General features: G+C 63.8%; 11 protein-coding genes. 8 read left to right on the forward strand and 3 right to left on the reverse strand.

What is annotated here, in order from left to right:
* The first annotated feature begins 31 nt into the window (after positions 1-31).
* The 7 genes from rbfA to QMZ05_RS28680 all read left to right on the forward strand — a co-directional run bounded on the left by rbfA (position 32) and on the right by QMZ05_RS28680 (position 6409).
* Positions 32-442 carry a 30S ribosome-binding factor RbfA gene (gene rbfA / locus QMZ05_RS28650; protein ID WP_353703804.1) on the forward strand — a complete coding sequence of 137 codons (411 nt, stop codon included), beginning with the start codon at positions 32-34 and terminating at the stop codon, positions 440-442.
* Entirely contained in the window at positions 442-1551 is a 1110-nt protein-coding gene (gene truB, locus QMZ05_RS28655; protein WP_353703805.1) for a tRNA pseudouridine(55) synthase TruB, read from the forward strand. Before rbfA ends, truB begins: the two co-directional genes overlap by 1 nt.
* A gap of 2 nt (positions 1552-1553) precedes the next feature.
* Complete coding sequence (gene rpsO / locus QMZ05_RS28660; RefSeq protein ID WP_066504937.1) at positions 1554-1823, forward strand: 30S ribosomal protein S15; 270 nt, start codon at positions 1554-1556, stop codon at positions 1821-1823.
* 313 nt (positions 1824-2136) lie between these two features.
* Entirely contained in the window at positions 2137-4293 is a 2157-nt protein-coding gene (pnp, locus tag QMZ05_RS28665) for a polyribonucleotide nucleotidyltransferase (RefSeq protein WP_353703810.1), read from the forward strand.
* Positions 4294-4482: 189 nt separating this feature from the next.
* The gene (locus QMZ05_RS28670; protein WP_353703806.1) at positions 4483-5217 is read left to right on the forward strand and encodes a superoxide dismutase; all 735 of its coding nucleotides are present in this window, start codon (positions 4483-4485) and stop codon (positions 5215-5217) included.
* Between the two features lie 122 nt (positions 5218-5339).
* Positions 5340-5816, forward strand: coding sequence for a GNAT family N-acetyltransferase (locus tag QMZ05_RS28675; protein ID WP_353703807.1), 477 nt, complete (start codon positions 5340-5342; stop codon positions 5814-5816).
* Positions 5813-6409 (forward strand): glutathione S-transferase family protein, encoded by a 597-nt coding sequence (locus QMZ05_RS28680; protein WP_353703808.1) that lies wholly within the window; start codon positions 5813-5815, stop codon positions 6407-6409. The genes QMZ05_RS28675 and QMZ05_RS28680 overlap by 4 nt, the downstream gene beginning before the upstream one ends.
* 121 nt (positions 6410-6530) lie before the next feature.
* Here the strand turns inward: QMZ05_RS28680 and fabV are convergent, their stop codons facing one another.
* From fabV to fabA, 3 genes are all read right to left on the reverse strand, one after another.
* Positions 6531-7703 (reverse strand): enoyl-ACP reductase FabV, encoded by a 1173-nt coding sequence (gene fabV / locus QMZ05_RS28685; RefSeq protein ID WP_353703809.1) that lies wholly within the window; start codon positions 7701-7703, stop codon positions 6531-6533.
* A 77-nt stretch (positions 7704-7780) separates the two neighbouring features.
* On the reverse strand, positions 7781-9004 hold the full coding sequence (gene fabB, locus QMZ05_RS28690) for a beta-ketoacyl-ACP synthase I (RefSeq protein ID WP_146986303.1): 1224 nt from the start codon (positions 9002-9004) through the stop codon (positions 7781-7783).
* 43 nt (positions 9005-9047) lie between these two features.
* The gene (fabA, locus tag QMZ05_RS28695) at positions 9048-9569 is read right to left on the reverse strand and encodes a 3-hydroxyacyl-[acyl-carrier-protein] dehydratase FabA (RefSeq protein ID WP_016844716.1); all 522 of its coding nucleotides are present in this window, start codon (positions 9567-9569) and stop codon (positions 9048-9050) included.
* Between the two features lie 329 nt (positions 9570-9898).
* On the opposite strand from fabA, the gene irrA reads away from it, so the two are divergent.
* Positions 9899-10390 carry an iron response transcriptional regulator IrrA gene (irrA, locus tag QMZ05_RS28700; RefSeq protein WP_026192029.1) on the forward strand — a complete coding sequence of 164 codons (492 nt, stop codon included), beginning with the start codon at positions 9899-9901 and terminating at the stop codon, positions 10388-10390.
* Positions 10391-10486: the final 96 nt, after the last annotated feature.

A 10486-nucleotide genomic window follows, 5' to 3' on the forward strand; every position in this document is an offset into this window, starting at 1 on the left:
CCTGCGGGCGCGACGGTTTTGGAAAAAGGTCATGTCCCGTCAAAAGAAGAGTTCCAGCCCCGGCGGCTCACAACGTCAGCTGCGCGTCGGCGAAACGGTTCGCCATGCGGTTGCCGAGATTCTGTCACAGGGTGAGGTCCACGATCCCGATCTCGAAGGCCACATCATCACCGTGCCCGAGGTGCGTATGTCGCCAGACCTGAAGCTCGCGACGATCTACGTGATGCCGCTCGGCGGCCGCGACACCGACACGGTGATCACAGCGCTCGAGCGCAACAAGAAGTTCCTTCGCGGCGAGATCGCGCATCGCGTCAACCTGAAATTTGCCCCCGACATTCGCTTCCGCGTCGACGAGCGGTTCGACGAGGCGGAGCGCATCGAAAAACTACTGCGGACACCTGCGGTGCAGCGAGACCTTGCACCCGATTCGGACGACGAGTGATGACTGTGATGACGACCAACAGCGTGATCGACGCGAAGGATACCGACGCGCGCGACGCTGAGCGTGATGCTTTTGCCGGCCAGCGCAGCGACGATGCGCGCCGCACCAACAACGACCCGCGCCAGAGGCAGGGCAGGCAGAACCAGCAGCCACGCCGCGACAAGCGCGACGTCCATGGCTGGGTGGTGCTCGACAAGCCGATCGGCATGACCTCGACACAGGCCGTTGCCGTGCTCAAGCGCCTGTTCCAGGCCAAGCGCGCCGGCCATGCCGGCACCCTCGATCCGCTCGCCTCCGGCGGGCTGCCGATCGCACTCGGCGAGGCCACCAAGACGGTGCCGTTCGTGATGGACGGCCGCAAGCGCTACCGTTTCACGGTCAGCTGGGGCGAGGAGCGCGACACCGACGACACCGAGGGGCGGCCGGTCAGGACCAGCGAAAGCCGGCCGACCGCCGATTCGATCCGCGAGCTGCTGCCGCGCTTCACCGGGGTGATCGAGCAGATTCCGCCGCAATATTCGGCCATCAAGGTGCAGGGCGAGCGGGCCTATGACCTGGCGCGCGACGGCGAGACCGTGGAACTGAAGCCCCGCCCGGTCGAGATTCACGAATTAACCCTTGTGGAACATGGAGATAACGGACAATCCGTGTTCGAGGCCGAGTGTGGCAAGGGAACCTATGTCCGGGCCCTGGCCCGCGATATGGGCCGGATTCTGGGCTGTTTCGGCCATATCTGCGCCCTGCGGCGGACCCTGGTCGGTCCGTTTACGGAAGCGGACATGATTCCGCTGGAACAGTTGGAGGCTTTATGCAATAGAGCCGCGTCTGGCGAGGGCAGCCTCGCCGACGCGCTTATGCCCGTTGAGACCGCGCTGGACGACATCCCGGCACTGGCCGTCACACGGGCTGATGCGGCAAGGCTCCACAGGGGCCAGGCCGTTTTGTTGCGCGGACGGGATGCGCCCAATACTAGCGGCACAGTCTATGTCACGGTGGCAGGCCGGCTTCTCGCGCTTGCTGAAATTGGCAATGGCGAACTCATCCCCAAGCGCGTGTTCAACCTGAACGGACTGACTGCCGGTCCGGCTCGCAACAATGAAAGTAACTGACGATGTCGATTACCGCGCAACGTAAAGCGGAAGTCATCAAGACGAATGCCACCAAAGCCGGCGACACCGGCTCGCCCGAGGTTCAGGTCGCGATCCTGTCGGAACGCATCAATAACCTCACCGAGCACTTCAAGAGCCATGTGAAGGACAACCATTCACGCCGCGGCCTCTTGAAGCTCGTGTCGACGCGTCGCTCCCTGCTTGACTACATCAAGCGCAAGGACGAGGCGCGCTACAAGGCGCTGCTCGAAAAGCACAACATCCGTCGTTGATTTGAGAAGCACGCGCGCGAAGGTTCGCGCGCGTTTTCGCATGGTCGTCCGTGAACCCGGGCTTTCGAATTGTCGAAAGATGATCATGCGCAGCATGGCAGTCGCGCCATGCCAACTAGCGTCCAGCAGCAATCCGGCCGCTGGACCGGGCAAGATGCCCAGATGACCGAAAGGATGGACGCCATCCGAAATCCAGGGACCATGGCAGGATCGCCGGATGCTGACCGCAGCAGCGCGTCAGTGTCTCGCCGTCTTGGCATGGTCTTTGTGTTTCAGGGCGCCGTGCTTTCGTGAAACCATGAAAGAAACCGAAATGTTCAATTCGCATTCCGTCGAGATCGACTGGGGTGGACGTCCCCTCAAACTAGAAACCGGCAAGATCGCCCGCCAGGCCGACGGCGCCGTGATGGCGACCTACGGCGAGACCGTGGTGCTTGCCACCGTCGTCGCGGCGAAGGCGCCGCGCGAAGGCGTCGACTTCCTGCCGCTGACGGTCGACTACCAGGAGAAGACCTACGCCGCGGGCCGCATTCCCGGCGGCTATTTCAAGCGCGAGGGCCGTCCGACCGAGAAGGAGACGCTGGTCTCCCGCCTGATCGACCGTCCGATCCGTCCGCTGTTCGTCGATGGCTGGCGCAACGAGACCCAGGTGATCGTCACCGTTCTCTCGCACGACATGGAGAACGATCCGGACATCGTGTCGCTGGTCGCCGCCTCCGCCGCGCTGACGCTGTCGGGCGCCCCCTTCAAGGGTCCGATCGGCGCCGCGCGCGTCGGCTTCGCCAATGACGAGTTCATCCTCAACCCGACGCTGGACGAGATGACCGAGACCCAGCTCGACCTCGTCGTCGCCGGCACCGCCGACGCCGTACTGATGGTCGAGTCGGAAGCCAAGGAGCTCAACGAAGACGTGATGCTCGGCGCGGTCATGTTCGGCCACCGCCACTTCCAGCCGGTGATCAACGCGATCATCGAGCTCGCCGAGAAGGCCGCCAAGGAGCCGCGCGAAGTCACCACGATCGACAATTCGGAGATCGAGAAGGAAATGCTTGGCCTTGCCGAGCAGGAGCTGCGCAAGGCCTATGCGATCCCGGTCAAGCAGGAACGCTATGCCGCGGTCGGCGCCGTCAAGGAGAAGGTGCTGGCGCACTTCTTCCCGGAAGGCCAGGAGCCGAAATACGACAAGCTCCGCGTTGCCGCCGTGTTCAAGGAACTGGAAGCCAAGATCGTTCGCTGGAACATCCTCGACACCGGCAAGCGCATCGACGGCCGCGACGTCAAGACCGTGCGCAACATCATCGCCGAAGCCGGCGTGCTGCCGCGCGCCCACGGCTCGGCGCTGTTCACCCGCGGTGAGACCCAGGCGATGGTCGTGACCACGCTCGGCACTGGTGAGGACGAGCAGTACATCGACGCGCTGTCGGGGACGTACAAGGAAACGTTCCTGCTCCACTACAACTTCCCGCCCTACTCGGTCGGTGAAACCGGTCGCCTCGGCGGCACCAAGCGCCGCGAGATCGGCCACGGCAAGCTCGCCTGGCGCGCGATCCATCCGGTGCTGCCGCCGCATCACGAGTTCCCGTACACGATCCGCGTGGTCTCCGAGATCACCGAGTCGAACGGCTCGTCCTCGATGGCTTCGGTCTGCGGCGCCTCGCTGTCGCTGATGGACGCCGGCGTGCCGCTGAAGCGGCCGACCGCCGGTATCGCCATGGGCCTGATCCTCGAGGGTCAGCGCTTCGCGGTGCTGTCGGACATCCTCGGCGACGAGGATCATCTCGGCGACATGGACTTCAAGGTCGCCGGCACCGACCAGGGCATCACCTCGCTCCAGATGGACATCAAGATCGAGGGCATCACCGAGGAGATCATGAAGGTTGCGCTTGGCCAGGCCAAGGAAGGGCGCATCCACATCCTCGGCGAGATGGCCAAGGCCTTGACCGCGGCACGCGCCGAGCTCGGCGAATACGCCCCGCGCATCGAGACCTTCAAGATCGCCACCGACAAGATCCGTGAAGTGATCGGCACCGGCGGCAAGGTGATCCGCGAGATCGTCGAGAAGACCGGCGCCAAGGTCAACATCGAGGACGACGGCACCGTGAAGGTCGCCTCCAATGACGGCGAGGCGATGAAGGCTGCGATCAAGTGGATCAAGTCGATCGCCTCCGATCCGGAGGTCGGCCAGATCTACGAAGGCACCGTCGTCAAGGTGATGGAGTTCGGCGCGTTCGTGAACTTCTTCGGCGCCAAGGACGGTCTCGTCCACATCAGCCAGCTCGCGGCCAACCGCGTGCAGAAGACCTCCGACGTCGTCAAGGAAGGCGACAAGGTCAAGGTCAAGCTGCTCGGCTTCGACGATCGCGGCAAGACCCGCCTGTCGATGAAGGCGGTCGACCAGGAGACCGGCGAGGACCTCGAGGCCAAGCAGAAGAGCGACGCTCCGGCGCCGCGCGAAGCCGCCGGCGAGTAAGCCAAGGCAAATCGATTGTTGCGAAAAGGGCGGCCCTGTGGCCGCCCTTTTTAGTTTGTCGCAGGAGCCGCAAATCAATCCCGCTTATCGGAGTGCGCGGTTTTGACCCGACATTGTGACCGGATTCGCTGGAACCCGTTCACAACTCGGGCCTAACATCAGGAAACTTTCTCAGCACGGAGAACCACGATGTCCTCGATGTCCCGACGCCATTTGATCATCGCAGCAGGCGGCATCGCTGCGGCCGCCGCCGCATCGCGCGCAGCGTTCGCGCAAGCCACGGCGCAGGCTCCAGCCGGACCGTTCAAGATCGATCCGCTGACCTATCCCACCAATGCGCTGGAGCCGCACATCGACGCCAAGACGATGGAAATCCATCACGACCGGCATCACCAGGCCTATGTCACCAACCTCAACAATTTCGCCAAGGACAATCCGCAGATCGCCGAGAAGCCGGTCGTCGAGGTGCTCGCCAATCTCGGCAGCGTGCCGGAGGCGATCCGCACCGGCGTGCGCAACAACATGGGCGGCCATGCCAACCACACGATGTTCTGGCAGATCATGGGACCGAACGGCGGCAAGGCGGACGGCGAGGTGCTCGCCGCGATCGATCGCGACCTCGGCGGCATGGAAAAATTCCAGACCGATTTCAACGCCGCCGGCGGGCGCGTGTTCGGCTCCGGCTGGGTGTTCGTCACCGTGACGAAGGACGGCAAGCTCGCGATCGAGACGCGGCCGAACCAGGACAATCCGATCATGGACGGCAAGCGTGCGCTGCTCGGCAATGATGTCTGGGAGCACGCCTATTACCTGACCTACCAGAACCGCCGGCCCGATTACCTCAAGGCGTGGTGGAACACAGTGAACTGGAAGGCCGTGGCCGAGCGTTATGCGGCCGCCAAGGCCGGCACGCTCGGCGTGTGAGCCGCGGGCTCGCTGCTCGCAAGGAACTGCGTTACCTTCGAACGCCCCGCGAGACGATCGCGGGGCCATCACCTTACGTCCAAGCGTCGCGCCGCCGGTGTCGAGCGCCATGGGGATCGCCGATGACGCTGCCGACCATCCGCCCTGGCCACCCCGACGAACATGACGTGATCGCGCGCGTCTGGATGGAGAGCTGGGTTTCGACTGGGCTCTCGCAAGCAAGCGAGAGCCTGTTGAACGATCTGCGCGCACGCCTGCCGCGCGAGATCGCGGGCGGCTGGAGCCTGTTCGTCGCCGACGATCACGGCACCATCGCCGCCATGCTGGCGCTTCACTTGCCGACCTTGCTGCTCGACCAGCTGATGGTCGCGCCAAGCCATCAGGGCAAGAGCCTCGGACGCCATCTGCTCGCCTTCACGCGCCGGCAAATGCCTGACGAGATCTGGCTGAAATGCGTCCGCGAGAATGACAAAGCCTGGTGCTGGTACGAGCGCGAAGGTTTTGTGTTCGAGAAAGAATCCCTCAATCCGGTGACCGGCTTCACGATGAAGCACTACCGGTGGAAGAGAACAAACCACACGTCGGAGGTTAACTCATGATCAAGCTGTACTGGTCGCCGCGCTCGCGCTCGTTCTCCGCCATCTGGCTGCTGGAAGAATCCGGCCTGGCTTATGAGCGGGTGTTGACCGACATCAGCACCGGCGCGCAGAAGTCGCCGGAGTTCCTCAAGATCAACCCGATGGGCAAGGTGCCGGCGTTGACCGACGGCGATGCGCAGCTCGCCGAGGCGGCGGCGATCTGCGCCTACATCGCCGATCGCTATCCCGAGACGAAGCTCGCGCCGGCCACGACCGACCCGAAGCGCGCACGCTATCTGCAATGGCTGTTCTTCTCACCGAGCTGCATCGAGCCGGCGCTGATCCAGCTCTTCACCAAGCTCGAGGTGCCGACCAGCACCGCGGCGTGGGGCAGCGCGGCGCAGGTGTTCGACGTGCTCGACGCCGAGCTGCAGAAGGGACCGTGGATCCTGGGCGAGCAGTTCTCCGCCGCCGACATCACGATCGGCGCGGGACTGAACTTTGCGGTGCGCATCTTCAAGATGGTGCCGCCGCGGCCGTCATTCGACGCCTATATCGACCGCTGCGTTGCACGGCCCGCGTTCCAGCGCGCGGAGAAGATCGCGGCAGGGTGAGACATCGTCTCGCGTAGCCCGGATGGAGCGAAGCGCAATCCGGGACGGTCTCTCTGCGGAGAAAGGTCCCGGATTTCGCTGCGCTTCATCCGGGCTACGAAGCAGTGGCTTTCCGGCCGGCCTAACCCGGCACGACGCAGGGATCGACGTCCTGCGTGTAGTCGACACCGTCGATGCCGAAGCCGAACAGGCGCAGGAACTGGCTCTTGTACTCGCCGAGATCCGCCAGCTCGCCGAGCGTCTCGGTGGTGAGCAGCGGCCAGCGCCGCGACACTTCCGTCTGCACTTCGGGCGACAGCTCCCAATCGTCGACCCGGATGCGCTGCGCATCGTCGAGCGCGACGTCTTTGCCGAGCCGGGTGCGGAACAGGCGATCGATCTGCTCGATGCAGCCCTCATGCAGCCCGAGTTGCTTCATCACCTTGAACAGCACCGTGCCATAGAGCGGCACCACCGGAATGGCTGAGCTCGCCTGGGTGACCACGGCCTTCAGCGCCACGACGCGAGCCGCGTCCGCGCCGAGCCGGCCGCGGATCGCTTCCGCCTTGGCATCGAGATCGACCTTGGCGCGACCGAGCGTGCCGTTCCAGTAGATCGGCCAGGTCAGCTCGCTGCCGATATAGGTGTAGTTGAGCGTCCGGAAGCCCGGTGCCAGCACGCCGGCATCGGCGAGCTGGTCGATCCAGCGCTTCCAGTCGTCGCCGCCCATGACAGCGACGGTGGCCGCGGTCTGATCCTCGTTCGCCGGCTCGAGCGTGGTCTGGAACACCTCGCCGGTCTCGGTGTCGAGCGTCTTGATCTCGACCGGGGCGCCGAGCGGCTTGATCACCGAGCGATAGGTCTTGCCGGTGTCGGGATCGGTCCGCACCGGCGCGGCCATGCTGTAGACCAGCATGTCGAGCTGTCCGAATTTTTCGCGCACCCGCTCGATGAAGTCTTTCTTCAGCTCGTCGGAGAAGGCGTCGCCTTCGAGCGTGAGCGGAGATCGCCCGATCTTCTGGGCCTCGATCTCGAAGGCGCGGTTGTTGTACCAGCCGGCGCTGGCGCTCCTCTTTTCCGAAGGCTCGCGCTCCAGCGACACGCCGATCGTATCGGCACCGCCGGCGAAGGTCGCGACGATGCGGCTCGCGAGGCCGTAGCCCGTCGAGCAGCCCAGCACGGCGACGCGTTTGGCACAATCGGCGACCGGGCCCTGCTTCCGGACGTAAGCGATCTGCTCGCGGACATTGGTGGCGCAGCCGACGGGATGTGCCGTCGTGCAGATGAAGCCTCGCACGCGCGGTTCAATAATCATTCCCACCCCATTCCGGATCGTTGCAATATTCCCATGCGCTGCTGCGGTCCTCCCTCAGCAAGCGAGGAGAGGCGAAATCACGCGTCAAGCCGCCTGAACACCAGCGTCGCGTTGGTGCCGCCGAAGCCGAACGAGTTCGACAGCACGGTCGTCAGCTTGGCGTTGTCGATCCGCTTGCGCACGATCGGCATGTCGGCAAACACCGGATCGAGCTCGGTGATATGCGCGCTCTCGCAGACGAAGCCGTTGTTCAGCATCAAGAGCGAGTAGATCGCTTCCTGCACGCCGGTCGCGCCGAGCGAGTGGCCGGTCAGCGCCTTGGTCGCCGAGATCGGCGGGCACTTGTCGCCGGTGCCGAACACCTTGCGGATCGCCTCGATCTCCGGCGGATCGCCGGCCGGCGTCGAGGTGGCGTGCGGATTGATGTAGTCGACCGGCGTGTTCACCGTCGACATCGCCATGCGCATGCAGCGCTCGGCGCCCTCGCCCGACGGCGCCACCATGTCGTATCCGTCAGAGGTCGCGCCGTAGCCGACGACCTCGGCGTAGATACGCGCACCGCGCGCCTTGGCATGCTCGAGCTCTTCGAGCACCACGACACCCGCGCCGCCGGCAATGACGAAGCCGTCGCGATTGAGATCGTAGGGACGCGAGGCGGTCGCCGGCGTGTCGTTGTATTTCGAGGACATCGCGCCCATGGCGTCGAACAGCACCGACAGCGTCCAGTCGAGTTCCTCGCAGCCGCCGGCGAAGATGATGTCCTGCTTGCCGATCTGGATTGTCTCGTAGGCATTGCCGATGCAGTGGTTCGACGTCGCGCAGGCCGAGGAGATCGAGTAGTTCACGCCCTTGATCTTGAACCAGGTCGCGAGCGTCGCCGACGCGGTCGAGGACATTCCCTTCGGCACCGCGAACGGACCGACGCGCTTCGGGCCCTTGGCGCGCGCGATGTCGGCGGCTTCCACCAGCGTGCGCGTCGACGGTCCGCCGGATCCCATGATGATGCCGGTGCGGATGTTGGAGACTTCGTTCTCCTCGAGGCCGGAGTCGCGGATCGCCTGCTCCATGGCGACGTGATTCCAGGCCGCACCTTCGGCAAGGAACCGCATCGCGCGACGATCGATCACCTCAGCGGGATTGAGTGTCGGCGCGCCGTGCACCTGCGAGCGAAAGCCAAGCTCGGCGGCCTTCTCCGCACGTGAAATGCCCGACTTCGCCTCGTAGAGGCTCGCAAGCACTTCCTGGGTGTTGTTACCGATGGACGAGACAATACCCATCCCCGTGATGACAACCCGCCTCATGTTCGCCTCGCCCTGCCTTTATGTTGCCGCATGATGATCCTGCTCAAGATGGCGCCGTGCCCTGCTTGAACAATCCGACCTTCAAGTCCTTGGCGCGATAAATAATCTCGTCGTCCATGGAAAGCCACCCGTCGGCGATTCCAAGCACGAGCTTTGACCGCATCACGCGCTTGATATCGATGTTGTACACAACCTTGCGCGCGTGCGGCAGCACCTGTCCGGAGAACTTCAGCTCGCCGAGGCCGAGCGCGCGGCCACGACCTTCGCCACCGATCCAGCCAAGGTAAAAGCCGACCATTTGCCACATGGCATCGAGGCCGAGACAGCCCGGCATCACCGGATCGTTCTTGAAATGGCAGCCGAAGAACCAGAGATCCGGCTTCACTTCGAGCTCGGCGCGCACCAGCCCCTTGCCGAACTCGCCGCCATTTTCCGAGATTTCGCTGATGCGATCGAACATGAGCATCGGCGGCAGCGGCAACTGGGCGTTGCCGGGACCAAACAGCTCGCCCCGTCCGCAAGCCAGCAAATCCTCGTATTCGTAACCGCCGCGCCGATCCAGCATCCTCTTCCACCTCTGATGTCCCGATGAAGCGCTTTTGCTTGGTCGGACCTTAATCTACCCACGGGAACCGGAATAACCCGTCCCGCATCATGGCGCTACCTGGGTACGCGACCGGCCTGTTATCTCTGCCGAAAGCGCATATGTGGTCCGCGCGCTCTCTAACATAGGGTTAACTAGGCGGCAAAGCGGGATTCCGATGATAAATGACCGCCTTGCCTTAGGTTTCTACCGCAGCTTGGATTCGTTCTAGTTGCGAAAAACTTGCATCTGATAGGCATCCTTTTTATATTTATGAGGAATATTGCCTGAGTTGGGTGCATAGAGTGGACATGAACGAGGAAGTACCGGCTGTGAATGATGATGCCGTGCACCCGGCTGCCCGGGGCGCTGGGCACCACCCTGCCCTGACCGGCTGCCCGTGGCATGACGTCAACGAGATGCTGCAGTCTGCCGGCCTCCGGCCGACCCGCCAGCGCATGGCGCTGGGCTGGCTGCTGTTCGGCAAGGGTGCCCGCCACCTGACCGCTGAAATGCTGTACGAGGAAGCCACGCTGGCCAAGGTTCCGGTGTCGCTGGCGACCGTCTACAACACGCTCAACCAGCTGACGGACGCCGGCTTGCTCCGCCAGGTCAGTGTCGACGGCACCAAGACCTATTTCGACACCAACGTGTCGACGCATCATCACTTCTACCTCGAGCACAATCACGAGCTGGTCGACATTCCCGACCCGAACCTCGTGCTGTCGAAGATGCCCGACGTGCCGGAAGGCTACGAAATCTCCCGCGTCGACATGGTGGTGCGGCTGCGCAAGAAGCGCTGACTTTGTCGTCCCGGCGAAACAGGCCGTGCGAAAAGTCGGCCCGGCGCGGGGAGTATTGAGTGACCAAGCGCGCGGCTCAGGCTGCGGATGGCCGGA

This window comes from Bradyrhizobium sp. INPA03-11B, from assembly GCF_040446015.1.
Classification (GTDB): Bacteria; Pseudomonadota; Alphaproteobacteria; order Rhizobiales; family Xanthobacteraceae; genus Bradyrhizobium; species Bradyrhizobium macuxiense_A.

Bases quoted from the DNA above. Each gene is read 5' to 3' on its own strand.
- fabA (WP_016844716.1), bottom strand. From the start codon at position 9,569: ATGCTGGATCGGCGCGGCGGTTACGAATACGAGGATTTGCTGGCTTGC.
- truB (WP_353703805.1), top strand. From the start codon at position 442: ATGACTGTGATGACGACCAACAGCGTGATCGACGCGAAGGATACCGAC.
- rpsO (WP_066504937.1), top strand. From the start codon at position 1,554: ATGTCGATTACCGCGCAACGTAAAGCGGAAGTCATCAAGACGAATGCC.
- irrA (WP_026192029.1), top strand. From the start codon at position 9,899: ATGAACGAGGAAGTACCGGCTGTGAATGATGATGCCGTGCACCCGGCT.
- pnp (WP_353703810.1), top strand. From the start codon at position 2,137: ATGTTCAATTCGCATTCCGTCGAGATCGACTGGGGTGGACGTCCCCTC.
- fabB (WP_146986303.1), bottom strand. From the start codon at position 9,004: ATGAGGCGGGTTGTCATCACGGGGATGGGTATTGTCTCGTCCATCGGT.
- fabV (WP_353703809.1), bottom strand. From the start codon at position 7,703: ATGATTATTGAACCGCGCGTGCGAGGCTTCATCTGCACGACGGCACAT.
- QMZ05_RS28680 (WP_353703808.1), top strand. From the start codon at position 5,813: ATGATCAAGCTGTACTGGTCGCCGCGCTCGCGCTCGTTCTCCGCCATC.
- rbfA (WP_353703804.1), top strand. From the start codon at position 32: ATGTCCCGTCAAAAGAAGAGTTCCAGCCCCGGCGGCTCACAACGTCAG.
- QMZ05_RS28675 (WP_353703807.1), top strand. From the start codon at position 5,340: ATGACGCTGCCGACCATCCGCCCTGGCCACCCCGACGAACATGACGTG.
- QMZ05_RS28670 (WP_353703806.1), top strand. From the start codon at position 4,483: ATGTCCTCGATGTCCCGACGCCATTTGATCATCGCAGCAGGCGGCATC.